The sequence below is a fragment of the Flexivirga sp. genome (genome assembly GCF_051955415.1).
Taxonomy (GTDB): Bacteria; Actinomycetota; Actinomycetes; order Actinomycetales; family Dermatophilaceae; genus Flexivirga.
In genome coordinates, this window is sequence record NZ_JBQCGS010000021.1 from 32,907 (window position 1) to 45,744 (window position 12,838).

13 protein-coding genes are annotated in these 12,838 nt (G+C 68.1%); 3 read left to right on the forward strand and 10 right to left on the reverse strand.

Annotated elements, in window-relative coordinates:
• Positions 1 to 27: 27 nt before the first annotated feature.
• On the forward strand, positions 28 to 1,404 hold the full coding sequence (locus ACTHL4_RS03860) for a DUF222 domain-containing protein (RefSeq protein WP_440281418.1): 1,377 nt from the start codon (positions 28 to 30) through the stop codon (positions 1,402 to 1,404).
• Between the two features lie 66 nt (positions 1,405 to 1,470).
• On the opposite strand, the gene ACTHL4_RS03865 is transcribed toward ACTHL4_RS03860, so the two are convergent.
• The 9 genes from ACTHL4_RS03865 to ACTHL4_RS03905 all read right to left on the reverse strand — a co-directional run bounded on the left by ACTHL4_RS03865 (position 1,471) and on the right by ACTHL4_RS03905 (position 9,229).
• A complete protein-coding gene (locus tag ACTHL4_RS03865; protein ID WP_440281419.1) occupies positions 1,471 to 2,079 on the reverse strand; it encodes a class I SAM-dependent methyltransferase in 609 nt (202 codons plus the stop codon).
• An 85-nt stretch (positions 2,080 to 2,164) separates the two neighbouring features.
• Positions 2,165 to 2,932, reverse strand: coding sequence for an alpha/beta fold hydrolase (locus ACTHL4_RS03870; protein ID WP_440281420.1), 768 nt, complete (start codon positions 2,930 to 2,932; stop codon positions 2,165 to 2,167).
• Positions 2,933 to 4,261, reverse strand: a complete 1,329-nt coding sequence (locus tag ACTHL4_RS03875; RefSeq protein ID WP_440281421.1) for an aminopeptidase C — start codon at positions 4,259 to 4,261, stop codon at positions 2,933 to 2,935.
• A gap of 40 nt (positions 4,262 to 4,301) precedes the next feature.
• Positions 4,302 to 5,633: an MFS transporter gene (locus ACTHL4_RS03880; RefSeq protein WP_440281422.1), complete on the reverse strand. Its 1,332-nt coding sequence runs from the start codon at positions 5,631 to 5,633 to the stop codon at positions 4,302 to 4,304.
• Between the two features lie 117 nt (positions 5,634 to 5,750).
• On the reverse strand, positions 5,751 to 6,728 hold the full coding sequence (locus tag ACTHL4_RS03885; protein ID WP_440281423.1) for a quinone oxidoreductase family protein: 978 nt from the start codon (positions 6,726 to 6,728) through the stop codon (positions 5,751 to 5,753).
• 10 nt (positions 6,729 to 6,738) lie between these two features.
• Positions 6,739 to 7,608, reverse strand: a complete 870-nt coding sequence (locus ACTHL4_RS03890; RefSeq protein ID WP_440281424.1) for a DUF3626 domain-containing protein — start codon at positions 7,606 to 7,608, stop codon at positions 6,739 to 6,741.
• Positions 7,605 to 8,228: an L-threonylcarbamoyladenylate synthase gene (locus tag ACTHL4_RS03895; RefSeq protein WP_440281425.1), complete on the reverse strand. Its 624-nt coding sequence runs from the start codon at positions 8,226 to 8,228 to the stop codon at positions 7,605 to 7,607. Before ACTHL4_RS03895 ends, ACTHL4_RS03890 begins: the two co-directional genes overlap by 4 nt.
• Positions 8,229 to 8,253: 25 nt before the next feature.
• Positions 8,254 to 8,793, reverse strand: coding sequence for a DUF1697 domain-containing protein (locus tag ACTHL4_RS03900; RefSeq protein WP_440281426.1), 540 nt, complete (start codon positions 8,791 to 8,793; stop codon positions 8,254 to 8,256).
• A gap of 1 nt (position 8,794) precedes the next feature.
• A complete protein-coding gene (locus ACTHL4_RS03905; RefSeq protein ID WP_440281427.1) occupies positions 8,795 to 9,229 on the reverse strand; it encodes an OsmC family protein in 435 nt (144 codons plus the stop codon).
• A gap of 130 nt (positions 9,230 to 9,359) precedes the next feature.
• On the opposite strand from ACTHL4_RS03905, the gene ACTHL4_RS03910 reads away from it, so the two are divergent.
• The gene (locus ACTHL4_RS03910; RefSeq protein WP_440281428.1) at positions 9,360 to 9,974 is read left to right on the forward strand and encodes a histidine phosphatase family protein; all 615 of its coding nucleotides are present in this window, start codon (positions 9,360 to 9,362) and stop codon (positions 9,972 to 9,974) included.
• Between the two features lie 3 nt (positions 9,975 to 9,977).
• Here the strand turns inward: ACTHL4_RS03910 and ACTHL4_RS03915 are convergent, their stop codons facing one another.
• Positions 9,978 to 11,459 (reverse strand): glutamate--cysteine ligase, encoded by a 1,482-nt coding sequence (locus ACTHL4_RS03915; RefSeq protein WP_440281429.1) that lies wholly within the window; start codon positions 11,457 to 11,459, stop codon positions 9,978 to 9,980.
• Positions 11,460 to 11,611: 152 nt separating this feature from the next.
• Here ACTHL4_RS03915 and ACTHL4_RS03920 point away from each other — a divergent pair, with 152 nt between their 5' ends.
• On the forward strand, positions 11,612 to 12,793 hold the full coding sequence (locus ACTHL4_RS03920; protein ID WP_440281430.1) for an exonuclease SbcCD subunit D: 1,182 nt from the start codon (positions 11,612 to 11,614) through the stop codon (positions 12,791 to 12,793).
• The last annotated feature ends 45 nt before the right edge of the window (positions 12,794 to 12,838 follow it).

Consider the following 12,838-nt stretch of genomic DNA (forward strand, 5'->3'; position numbering starts at 1 on the left):
GCATTGCGCGGGAGGGAGGTTCGCGACATGGATGCCAATTCCCAGCTGACCGGCGAACCTCTCACGCTCTCCCGCGTGGGCACCGGTTCCGAAGACGTTGTCACACCTGCCGCGCCCGGTCGTGGACCGGAGTTACTCGCCGCGCTGCGCACGGTCGCGGACCTGTTGGACGAGGTGCCGGGGGCGGTGCACCAGCTCGGCACCGAGCAGGAGGACGAGTTGGTCGCGGTCCTGCTGCGGTTGCACGGCCGGTCCGCGCAAGTGGCCACCCTGGTGGCCGCCGACGCGGTCGACCGGGGTGTCGTGTCACCCTCGGATGCGGCCACCACCAGTCACTGGATCACCGGACACCTCACCGCACAGGCCGCGCACGGACAGGGCGGTGGGGTGCTGGTCGAACCGCGCACGATCCGGGCGATGGCAGCAGTGGCCGACGCCTGCCAGCACCGCAAGAACACCGTCATCACGCAAGCGTTACGGCAAGGGACCTGTTCGGTGGAATCCGCCCGAACCGCGCTGACCCAAGCCGACAAAATCGCACCCGTGATCCCCACCGCCGACCGCGACGAAATCCTCGGCTGGTACCTGCAGATCGACCCCGGCCTCGGATGCGCCGGGCTGACCCTGCTGACCCGGCGGATCCTCGCCCGATTCGCCCCCGACCAACTCTCCCGCGAAGACGAAAAACTCGAACGGGTCGAAACCCTGTCCTGGGGCACCACCCCCACCGGGATGACCCGGGTCGTCGCCGAACTGGCACCCGCCAACGCCGCAATCCTCAAAGACGCGATCACGGCCACCTCCGCACCCAAGCCCGCGAAACCCACCAACGACAGCCAGGAGCCGGTGCGGGACGAACGGTCCCCCGGCAAACGCCGCGTCGACGCCCTCATGGACCTGGTCGGTGCCGGCGCCCGCGCCGCGACCGGGGAAGGCGTCCAAGCCGCCGCAGCCACCGTGCTCCTGACCATGAACCTGGAAACATTGACCCACGGCAGTGACGGGGCAACCACCACCACCGGGGACGTCCTCGACGCCGGCGCCGCCCGCCGCCTGGCCTGCGCCGCCGACCTCATCCCCGCCGTCCTCGGCGGACCCAGCGCCCCCCTGGACGTCGGCCGCCGACAACGCCTGGCCACCAAAGCCATCCGGGCCGCAGTCATCCTGCGCGACCGGGGTTGCACCTTCCCCGGCTGCGACCGACCACCCGGATTCTGCGAAATCCACCACCTCACCCCCTGGTGGGCCGGCGGCCACACCTCCGTCATCAACTCCGCACTCCTGTGCAGCCGCCACCACCACACCGTCCACCGGCAGGGTTACATGGCCGAGGTCCGACCCGACGGCGTCCACTGGGACCTCACACCCGGGCGCATGCCCGGACACCACGCCGCAGCAGCGTGAAACCAGCTCTCGGCCGCTGTCTGGCTCCGACGCCACGAACGCGACCGCGAACGTCGCGCCCCAGGATTAGACGGCCTCGAGGACGAAGAAGAGGAAGCACAGGAACGACTTGCCTTCGTCCAAGCCGTCCGGGAGCAGTTCCACGGGAGTGTTCGGCGCCGGTGGTGGCTCGCTGATAGTAGTGATTCGGAAGCCCGCGGACGTGAAGGAGTCCGTCATGGTGTGCAGTGGCCGGTGGAAGAACGTCAGCCACACTGTGTGCCCGGAGAACTCGTAGTCCTCGGTGTACTTCGTCATGGCAAAGTAGTCCAGGTCGGGATGGACGACCGGGAAGATAACGGGGTGGTTCACCGACACCAGCAGTCGACCACCTGGCTTGAGCACACGCCGGATCTCGGCGAGCGGCGCGGACCAGTCATCCAGGTAATGCAGCACGAGCGAGGCGATGACATCGTCGAACTCCGCATCGCCGTACGGCAGCGGCTCAGCGAGGTCGGCGACACGCAGGTCGACCTCCGGGCCGAGGCGGGCGCGTGCCAACTCGATCATGGCGGCGCTTCGGTCGAAGCCGTGAACGTGAGCCCCGGCGTCACGGAGGGTGGCCGTCGTGGGACCCGAGCCGCATCCCGCATCGAGGATGCGCCGTCCGGAGACGTCCCCGGCGAGACGCAGCATCGCTGGCTTCTCGTAGTAGGCGTTGAACAGGCCGGTCTCGTTCTGTTTCGCGTACGCCTCGGAGAACCGTCGTAATCGGCGTCTGTCATGTGTCCGGCGAGCCCAGCCAGTCAGCAATCGTGCGACCCAGCGCGCGATCGGCAACGGCACTCATGTGGTTGCCGGGGATCTCCACGAAGGTGCCGTGCGGCACGGCATGCGCAAGCCGCTCGGCGCCCTCGCGGTGGTCGTCGTCCTGGGCACCGCACACCGCGAGCAGCGGCTGCGACACCTTTGCCAGCTCAGCCGGATCGGTGCGCACACTGGAGCGCCAGACACCGCGCAGGGCGACCGGGTCGGAACCGGTCTGCCGCATGAAGATGCGCGCCTTACCGGCGGCCGACCGCTTGTCGACCTCCTGATCGAGGTCGAACGCGGTCTCGTAGACGTCATCACGCGTCTTGAGGTTCTCGATGCCGGCCAGCCCCATCCCCGCGGTGATCACGTGCGCCGGCCGGGCACCGCGTAGCACCATCCGGATGGTGGTGTGCGCGCCGAGCGAGTAGCCGCCGAGGTCGTAGTCGGTCAGGCCGAGGTGCTCCACGAGCGCTGCGCCGTCCATGGCCAGCACGTCCGGCGGGTATGCCGCCGCGTCGTGCGGTTGCGCACTGTCGCCGTGGCCGCGCAGGTCCGGCATGATCACCCGGAAGCCTTGCTCGGCAATGGCTTCCGCGTGGCCGTAGCGGATCCAGTTGGTCAATGCGTTGGAGACGAAGCCGTGGATCAGCACGACCGGCCGGCCGTCACCCAGCTCGCGCCATACGAGCTGGGTGCCGTCGAACGAAGTGAATTGGTGGCGTGTCGTCTGATCCATCTAGGCGAGCGAGCCCATCGGATCCCAGGCGGGCAGCACGATCGGCTCGGCGTTCAACGCATCCTGCAGCTCGGCCGGCAGGCTGTCGCGTCGCGCGGCGATCTCGAAGACGTACTCCCCGAACCACGAGTCGTTCATCGTGTAGAAGCCCTTGTCGGCCCGCTCGTCACCCCAGGAGTTCTCGACACGCCACTTGCGCGGTGTGTCACCGTCCAGGTCGACACCGGTCAACAGCATGGCGTGCGTCATCAGCGTCTCGTGGAACTCCAGCCGCGCTGCCTTGTCCAGCTCGAAGCTGGTGTCGTAGATGCCGGCGAAATCGAACAGCGCCGCGTCCCAGACACCGGCCTCGCGCTCCATCATCTGTCCCACGTCACAGCCGAACCAGACCGGCTCACCGGACTTGATCGCCTCGGCCGCCAGCGTCTTCAAGGTGTCCGACGGGACGTTGAGGTAACGCACCGGCGCTCCGCCGACGATGTTGCCCAGATGGTCGACGGTGAAGGTGCGGCCGCGAGGGCTGGTCGAACGCGGGTCGTCCACCAAACACACGTAGTCATTGACGTCGACGGTGAGATAGCGATCGCGGAACTCCGCCGGTGTCAACATCCCGTCGCGGTGGAACTCGCCCTCGTCATCGGTCCACTGCCACTCGAACTCGGTGGGCGGCGTACCCAGGTGAATGGCCAGGATCCGGTAGGCCGCCGACATCACCCGCGAGCGGATCTGCTCGACGGCAGCATCGTCGCCTGCCACCCGGATGTCCCGCGCGGCCTGACGCAACAGGCTGCGCAGACTCTTGTTCATCGCCGCCGTGTTGGACGACGACTCCGTCTCCGGCATCACCGACTTGGGCACGACGCCGTGCTTGGTGACAAGTGCCGCAAACATGTTCCACTGCCCGCCGTCGCCCATCACGTCCTCCAGCACGAAGGACAGCGTGCGGTCGTCCGAGGGACGGTCGGACAGCTCGACGATCGACTGCAGGAAGTAGTTGCAGCGCTCGAGCTTGTCCCAGAAGAGGGGGTAGTTCTGCGAGAGCTCGAAGTCCTTGACGCCCAGCTTCTCCATCACACCGGCGCGCAGCAGATTGAGACCGGCGAACATCCAGCAACGGCCGCTCTTCTGCTGGTTGGTCACCGGCCACTTGTCGAGCCGGTGCGACATGGACCGGTCGATGCGGGTGACGACCGACCGGTCGAGCGCGACCTGCGTGATCGGAGTGCTCGTCACGGCGTTCTGGAACAAGCGATTGACCGAGCGGGCGTCGAACTCCTTGCGGAGAAGTTCGACGTCCTGCTCGGTCAACGGGTTTGGAGTGTGGCTCATGAACTCAGCTTCTCACGAGCCCGGGGAGGATGGACAGCGATCACCGCACTGGGTCGATGCTGCGCTCCTCCTCACGCTCGTAGTCATCCAAAGCGCCTGCGGCGCCACCGAATTCGTCGCCGACCTCGTGAGAGATCTGCTCGGGCGAGTCGGCTCCTGCGACGTGGTGACCGTCCTCGTCCATACCCTTGTCGGCGGCAGCCAGCGTGCGGTGCGCCGTGCTCAGCAGAACAGCCGCCAGGACCGCGGTCACCGCAGCGATGGCGAACGGCAGGTGCAGGTTGTAGTGCTCGACCAACTTGCCGGCGACGAACGGGGCGAGACCGCCGCCGATGAAGCGGACGAAGCCGTATGCCGCCGAGGCGACCGGTCGCTCGACCGGCGAGATCACCATGACCGCCTGGGTCGTCAGCGTGTTGTTGATGCCGATGAAGATGCCGGCCGCGATGACGGCGCAGATCAGTACCGTGCGGTGGGTCGGCCAGATCGCGATGATCGCCAGGTCGACCGCGAAGAGGGTGAGGGCGGCATACAACGTTGGGGCAGTGCCGAAACGACGCTGCAGCCACGGCGCACCGAAGACAGCGAAGATCGCGACCAGGATGCCCCAGCCGAAGAAGACGAAGCCGAGCTGGATCGCCGACAGCTTCATCGGGAACGGCGCGTAACCGAGCATGGTGAAGAACGCCCAGTTGTAGAACAGCGCCGCGACACCCATGGTCAGCAGGCCACGGTGGGTCAGCGCCTTCAGCGGGGCGAGCACCGAGGTGTGCGTCGCGGGCTTCGGGGTCTCCGGCAGGAAGAAGACGGTCGCGATCAGCGCGATGAGCATCAGCACCGAGACGCCGAAGAACGGTCCACGCCAAGACATTTCGCCGAGCAGTCCGCCGAGCAGCGGGCCGCAGGCGATACCGACGCCGAGCGCCGTCTCGTAGAGGATGATCGCGCCGGCGAACCCGCCGGTCGCGGAGGACACGATGACCGCCAGCGAAGTCGCGATGAACAGCGCGTTGCCCAGGCCCCAGCCGGCCCGGAAGCCGACGATGCCGTTGATCGAACCGGCCGCGCCGGCCAGCCCCGCGAACACCACGATGAGCGCCAGCCCGGCGATCAGCGTCTTCTTCGCACCGATGCGGCTGGACACCGCGTTGGTGATGAGCATCGCGACAGCGGTGACGACCAGGTAGCTGGTGAACAGCAGCGTCACCTGGCTTGGCGTCGCGTGCAGCTGCTCCGAGATGGCCGGCAGGATCGGGTCGACCAGACCGATACCCATGAACGACACGACACAGGCGAAGGCGACGGCATACACCGCCTTCGGCTGGTTGAACATGGAAGGCCGTTGCTTCTCAGCGGCCGCAGGATGACTCACTGCTTCGCTCCTTGCACATCTGGACGACTTCAGAACCATCCAGAACTATATGCATTGACTATATATATTTCAAGTCGAGGGCTCGCGGCGTCATCGGCGCAGCGCGCCGGCGACCGGTCAGGGAATCAGCAGCAGCTTGCCGGTGGTGCTGCGCCCCTCCAGCGCCTCGTAGGCGGCCGCCGCGTCACCGAGCGGGAACCGGCCGCCGACCTCGAGGGTCAGCGTGCCGCCGGCAAGGGCGCCGAGGATCTCGGCGGAGCGCCACAACAACTCCTCACGATCGGCGACGTAGGACGCGAGCGTCGGACGAGTGACGAAGAGTGAGCCCAACTGGTTGAGGACCTGCAGGTCGAGCGGGTCGACCTGCCCGCTCGCGCCGCCGAACAGCACGCCCATGCCCCGCGGCCGCAACGACTTCAGGGACGCGTCGAAGGTGGCCCTGCCGACACCGTCGTAGGCGACGTCGACGCCGCGGCCGGCCAGGCGACGAACCTCCTCGGCCAGCGCGTCGCCGCTGAATCGGCGGTAGTTGATCGTGTGGTCGGCGCCGAGCTGCCGTGCGATGTCCAGCTTCTCGTCGCTCCCGGCCGTCGCGATCACTGCGGCACCGCGGCCGCTGATCAGCTGCACCAGCAACTGGCCCACTCCCCCGGCCGCCGCATGGACGAGGGCGATCTGTCCCGACTGCACCGGCCAGGTGGAGGTGACGAGGTAGTGGGCCGTCATGCCCTGCAGCATCGCCGCCGCAGCGATGTCCAGGTCGAGTCCGTCGGGCACCGGGACCACCCGGGCAGCGGGCAGATCGGCCAGCTCCGCGGCACTACCCATCGGCCCGGCCCACGCGACGCGATCACCCACCGCAACGTCGGTCACCTCCGGGCCGATGGCCTCGACGGTGCCGGCGCCCTCCTGGCCGAGCACGAACGGCGTCTGCATCGGGTAGACGCCCTGACGCTGGTAGACGTCGATGAAGTTCACGCCCGCCGCGGCGACCCGCACCTGCACCTCACCCGGCCCCGGCGGCGGAACGTCGACCTGCTGCACCTCGAGCACGGACCGGTCACCCGGCTTCGTCACCACCAGAGCACGTGTCATGCGTGCAACTCTAGCCAGCGACCCGCGTGCGGCGACCTTCCGCGGTGCCGAACCTGGCGACGTAGTGCCACAGCTGTTTGACCGCCTGCGGGTGGTGCTTCCCGGTCCGCGCCACGTCACCGACGCGTCGCGGTGTCAACTCGCCGCCGAGCGCGTACTCCGTTGCCAGAGCCACGATTTCGGGGCCTCGAAACGCCGGGTGGGCGACGATGTCGGCCATGTTGGCCACGAACCCCTGGTGCCATTCGACCGGGCACGGCAGCTGCCGGGACGCCGTTTCGACGGTTGTGCCGCGGAAACTCGGATCGAGCACCATCGCCTCGACGTCGGTCGCCAGCTCGATGTGACCGTGCACGTGCGCCTCGACGTAGTCGTCGAGCAGATCCCGACCGTCTGCGTCTGCGAGCTCAGTGAGCGAACAGGACGCTGCCACACCGAAGTTCGCTGGACTGTCGAAACTGTCCGGGTAGCAGAACGTGGTGCGTTCCAGCGTGTGCGCCGCCAGCCGGATGTATGCGGACCCGAACCGCGGCGACCCACCCGTGCTGCGGAGCCGGTGATTCAACGCGCCGTACTTCGGGCGCAGCTCCGGGTCGGCACCGTCATACACGCCACCGAACATCCTTTGCTCCCAGCGGAACCGGTCGCCACCCCGGAACGCGGTCAGGCCACCGTTGCTCGTGCCCGTCACGAACTGTGACGTGTAGATCCCTTCGCGGGCAAGACGTTCGATGACGAGGTCGGACGACCCGGGCGAGGCCCACCGGTCAGGATGGAAGCTGCAGGTGACCCGCAACGCGGCGTTGAGCGGCGGGCCGTCGGCGCGTGACGCCACTTCGGCAACCGCCGCAGCGACCGGGCCGGGCGGCAGATAGGTCATGCCTCGAACGGAGTGGGGTCGCCGGCGCCGACTCGGACGACCTCGGCATACCCGTCGGAGAAGTCGACGACGGTCGTCGGCTCGATGCCGCACTCGCCGGAGTCGATCACGGCGTCGACCTGGTGGTCGAGTGCGTCCTTCACCTGCCAGCCGTCGGTCAACGGGTCCTCTTCGTCCGGCAGCAGCAGCGTGCTGGTCATGATCGGCTCGCCGAGTTCGGCGACCAGCGCACGCGCGACCGGGTGATCGCTGATGCGGACACCGACCGTCTTCTTCTTCGGTTGCTGCAGCCGGTGCGGCACCTCCGACGTCGCCGGCAGGATGAACGTGTAGGGCCCGGGCGTCGCCGACTTGATCGCCCGGAAGACCCGGTTGTCGACGTGCACGAGCTGCCCGAGCTGGGCGAAGTCGCGACACATGAGGGTGAAGTTGTGCTTGTCGTTCAACTGCCGGATGCGCACGATCCGGTCACGACCATCACGATTGCCCAGCGTGCACCCGAGCGCGAAGCACGAGTCCGTCGGATAGGCGATCAGGCCCCCGTCGCGCAGGATCTGCACGGCCTGCGCGATGCTGCGCGGCTGGGGGTCCCGAGGATGCACGTCGAAGTAGCGAGCCATGAGCCCACCGTACGACCCGCGAGCGTCAGCCGCCCCATTTGTCGGCGAGGGCGCGCACCACCTTCAGATCACGCGTGGTGGCGACCACGCCACCCCGCTCCAGACGCGCATTCGAGACCTTCGCCTCATGGGTCGGTTTGGCCAGCCACCAGTGCAATTCGGCACCGTCGGGGTGCAGCCGCTCGCCCGGCTCGGACCACTGCGCCAACTCCGCGGCGCGGTCCTGCGGCAACGGCTCCCGGAAGAAGGTGACGTAGCGGCGCAGGGTGTCGCCGGCCAACGGGTCCGACAAGCCGTCGGCATACGCGGCGACCGCCCGCAGTTGTGCCGGGCTGCGGACGACACACGGTATGGCGAAACCGAACTCGGCCTGAAGCAGCTTCTCCAACGCGACAGCGAGCTTCACCGGGCTGCGCATGGGAGTGCCGACGTGCACGTTGCCGCTCTGGATGTGCGTCTGCACGTCGTCGAACCCCTCCGCAGTGAGCACCTCGCGCAGGCGTTGCATCTTCACCCAGCGTCCGCCGACATTGACCGCCCGCAGCAGCACGACGTGCCGTGGCACGTCAGTCCGCCTGGTGCATGGTGACCTCGGTGGGGAGCGCCACGGTGCGGCTGACCGTGCAGAGCCGCTCGTGCGACTTCTGGATCGCGTCGGGCAGCACCGCCCGGGCCGCGTCGCCGTCGGTGCCCTCGGGGAAGGCGATCCGGAACGTCACGTCGATCGGGCCCATGTGATTACCATGTTCGTCGCGCAGCTTGTCCCCTTCCGCGACGACCTCGAAGCGGGTCGGCTCACTGCGGCGGGTGGTGAAGATGTCGACATCGATGCCGGTGCACCCGGCGATCGCGGTGAGCAGCAACTCGACCGGGGTGAACTGGTCGTCTCCCCCGCTGCCGAAGTCGAACGTGCCGCCGCGCGCGTTGGTCGCGCGGAACGTGCCGGGTGCGGTGCGGGCGATGGTGACGGAGCGGTGGGCGTCCGAAGGCTGAGTCGTCATGCTCCAAGACTGCCAGTACCGTGGTCATGGTGAGCGAGCGAAGCGAGCGTTTCAACGAATTCTGGGCGAAACGCGTGACCCGACGAAGGAGCGGAGGACCTCGTGGGGTGGGGCGAAGGAGGGGCACGCGTTGAGCGCACACTCCGAGCACAGCATCGTCCTGATCCGGCACGGAGCGACCGAATGGTCGCGCAACGGGCGCCACACCGGGACCACCGACCTCCCGCTGTTGCCCGAAGGCGAGGCCGATGCGCGCAAACTTCGCGATCAGGTCGCCGAGCTGGATGTCGTCGCGACGTTCTGCAGCCCGATGCAGCGGGCGCGTCGCACCGCCGAGCTCGCCGGGCTGACCGACCTGCGGTATGACGACGACCTGCGCGAGTGGGATTACGGTGCGTACGAAGGACTTTCGACGCCGCAGATCCGCGAGAAGCTCGGCGATCCGTCGTGGGAGATCTTCGCCGACGGCGTCGAGCCGGGTGCCACCCCCGGGGAGACGGTCGAGGACGTCGCGGCGCGCGTCAGCCACGTCGTGCGCCGCGTCGTGCCGCTCATGGAGATCGGCAACGTCGCTCTCGTCGCGCACGGCCACTCACTGCGGATCTTCGCCGCGATCTTCCTGCGGCAGGAGGCGCGGATGGGCGCCCAACTCATCCTCAATGCCGGGTCGCTGTCGACCCTCGGCTTCTACCACGGCACACCGTGCATCCAGCGGTGGAACACCGGCGGGGACCTCGCAGGGTAGCCATCAAGGGAGCTTCCAGGTGTGCACCGGCTCCCCACCGTGCATGTTGTCCAGGTAGTGGCGCAGCATCTCCACCAGTGCGCTGGCGCGATCCTTGCCCTTGGCCTCCAGGGCCCGCACGCAGTCGATCTGCCACGACGCGCCGTTCTGGCCGGTGCGGCAGCGCTCCTCGATGACGCCGAGGTAGCGGTCACGCACCTCGGTGGCGACGCCCCATGACTTCAGGCCCTCGTCCGCCATCGGCAGCAGGTGCCGCAGAGTGAGTTCGTCGGCGCGCACCTCACCGGAGCCCGGCCAGTAGACCTTGGCGTCGATCCCGCGACGAGCGCAGCCCGCGAAGTTGTCCTCCGCGGCCGCGAAACTCATCCGCGTCCACACCGGACGGTCGGAGTCGGCCAGTGTCCGCACGACTCCGTAGTAGAAGGCACTGTTCGCCATACAATCGACGATCGTCGGGCCGGCCGGCAGCACGCGGTTCTCGACCCGCAGGTGCGGGCTGCCGTCCACGATGTCGTAGATCGGGCGGTTCCAGCGATAGACGGTGCCGTTGTGCAACCGCAGCTCGGCCAGCTGCGGCGCGTCGCCCGCCTCGAACACCGCCACCGGGTCCTCGTCGGTGGACTCGGGCAGCAGCGCCGGGAAGTAGCGGACGTTCTCCTCGAACAGGTCGAAGATCGAGGTGATCCACCGTTCCCCGAACCACACCCGCGGGCGCACGCCCTGATTCTTCAGTTCGACGGCGCGGGTATCGGTCGCCTGCTCGAACAGCGGCACCCGACTCTCGTGCCACAGTTCCTTGCCGAAGAAATAGGGCGAGTTGGCCCCGATCGCCAGCTGCACCGCGGACATCGCCTGCGCAGCGTTCCAGTGATCGGCGAAGCGATGGGGCTGCACCTGCAGGTGCAGCTGCACCGAGGTGCAGGCCGATTCCGGCGCGATGGAATCGGCGAACATTGCCAGCCGATCCCCGCTGGAGCCCTCGATGTCGATGAAGATGTCCTCGCCCCGCGCGGCGAAGATCGCCTCGTTGAGCGCCGCGTAGCGAGCGTTGGCACTCATCCACTCGGTGGTGAAGTGCTCGGGCATCAGCGTCGGCAGGATGCCGATCATCGCGATCTGGGCGCCGGCCGCGTTGGCCTGCTGCTCGGCGCGGTTGAGGCTGTCACGCAGATCCTTCTCCAGCTGCAGCGCTGCATCGCCGGGCAACGGACGCGGGCTGACGTTGAGCTCGATGTTGTACTGCCCGAGCTCGGTCTGGTAGTCCTCGTCGGCGATGCTGGTCAGTACGTCGGCGTTGCTCATCGCCGGTTGCAGATCGTCGCCGACGAGGTTGAGCTCGATCTCCATCCCGGTCAGCTGGCGCTCGAAGTCGAAGCTGTGTGTGTGCAGCATCCGCTCGAAGACGTCCAGGTCCTGCCGCACCTTCTCGCGATACCGCTGTCGTTGCTCGCGGGTGTATGACGTGGCGGCGACTTCCTTGCCCATCAGAGCCTCCTCCTGGCGACCGGCGTGACGACACGCTTGCACATTCTCCGGCCGACCGGCGGAAAAACGCGGCTGTCCTCGTCATGCGGACGATCCGCCACACGCCGAGGATGCTGCCGGACGCTGTCGGCGGTGGCTCTTACCCTGCTGCCATGCGCCTGATTCACACCTCCGACTGGCACCTGGGACGCAGCTTCCACGGCGCCTCACTGGAGCAGGCTCAGGCGGCATACCTCGACCACCTGGTGGAGGTGGTGCGCACCGAGCGCATCGACGCAGTGCTGGTCTCCGGCGATGTCTACGACCGGGCACTGCCCGGCCCCGGCAGCGTGCAACTGCTCGATGAGACCCTGGTGCGGCTGCGCGACGCCGGTGCGACGGTGGTGATCTCGGCCGGCAACCACGACTCGGCCGTGCGGCTCGGCTTCGGCTCCCGGGTGCTGGCGCACGGCGGCGTCCACATCCGCACGGACCCGGCGTCGGTCGGATCACCGGTCCTGCTGGACGGCGTGGCCGTCTACCCCCTGCCCTACCTCGAGCCGTCGCTGTCCTGCTCGGCTCTCGACGCCACGGAGGCCACCCACGCCGGTGTGCTGCGCGCCGCGATGCGGCGCGTGCACACCGATCTGGCCGGCCGCGACGTGCCCGGGGTCGTGATGGCGCACGCCTTCGTCGTCGGGTCGGCGACCTGTGACTCCGAGCGGGACATCACCGTCGGCGGTGCCAGTGCCGTGCCGGCCGCCACGTTCGACGGCGTCGCGTATGCCGCCCTCGGCCATCTTCACGGCGCCCAGGACGTGGCCGGCGTCGGCCGCTACAGCGGCTCACCGGTGGCCATGTCGTTCTCCGAGACCGGTCACCGGAAGAGTTCGGTGCTCCTGGAGATCGGTTCCGGCGACCCGGCAGTGACCACCACGTTGATCGAGGCGCCCGTGACGCGGCCACTGGCCAAGCTGCGCGGCACCCTCGACGTGTTGCTCGCGGACCCCGGGCTGACGTCGGCCGAAAGCGCCTGGTGCCAGGTCACCTTGACCGACAGCAACCGACCGCTCGGGGCCATGGAGCAACTGCGTCGACGGTTCCCGCACACCGTGCAGCTGCTGTTCGACCAGCCCGTGCGGCAGTTGCGGGACCACCGCTACACCAGCAAGGTCGCCGGTAAGGAGACGCTGGACCTGTGCTGCGACTTCTTGGAGCACACACGCGGCGGCGCGTCCGCCACCGACGCCGAACGCAGCCTGTTGCGGCAGGCCCTGGAGCAGACCCGCCTGCAACGCGCCGCACAGGACGGCCCCGACCGCGTCCACACCGTGGGCGACACCGGTGCGGCATGAACACCACACGGAGCCTTCCGTCGACTCGCTGCTCGGACAGTTCGA

Coding starts and splice junctions, on each gene's coding strand:
- ACTHL4_RS03870 (WP_440281420.1), bottom strand. CDS start 2,932: ATGGATCAGACGACACGCCACCAATTCACTTCGTTCGACGGCACCCAG.
- ACTHL4_RS03920 (WP_440281430.1), top strand. CDS start 11,612: ATGCGCCTGATTCACACCTCCGACTGGCACCTGGGACGCAGCTTCCAC.
- ACTHL4_RS03885 (WP_440281423.1), bottom strand. CDS start 6,728: ATGACACGTGCTCTGGTGGTGACGAAGCCGGGTGACCGGTCCGTGCTC.
- ACTHL4_RS03875 (WP_440281421.1), bottom strand. CDS start 4,261: ATGAGCCACACTCCAAACCCGTTGACCGAGCAGGACGTCGAACTTCTC.
- ACTHL4_RS03915 (WP_440281429.1), bottom strand. CDS start 11,459: ATGGGCAAGGAAGTCGCCGCCACGTCATACACCCGCGAGCAACGACAG.
- ACTHL4_RS03860 (WP_440281418.1), top strand. CDS start 28: ATGGATGCCAATTCCCAGCTGACCGGCGAACCTCTCACGCTCTCCCGC.
- ACTHL4_RS03905 (WP_440281427.1), bottom strand. CDS start 9,229: ATGACGACTCAGCCTTCGGACGCCCACCGCTCCGTCACCATCGCCCGC.
- ACTHL4_RS03865 (WP_440281419.1), bottom strand. CDS start 2,079: ATGCTGCGTCTCGCCGGGGACGTCTCCGGACGGCGCATCCTCGATGCG.
- ACTHL4_RS03895 (WP_440281425.1), bottom strand. CDS start 8,228: ATGGCTCGCTACTTCGACGTGCATCCTCGGGACCCCCAGCCGCGCAGC.
- ACTHL4_RS03890 (WP_440281424.1), bottom strand. CDS start 7,608: ATGACCTATCTGCCGCCCGGCCCGGTCGCTGCGGCGGTTGCCGAAGTG.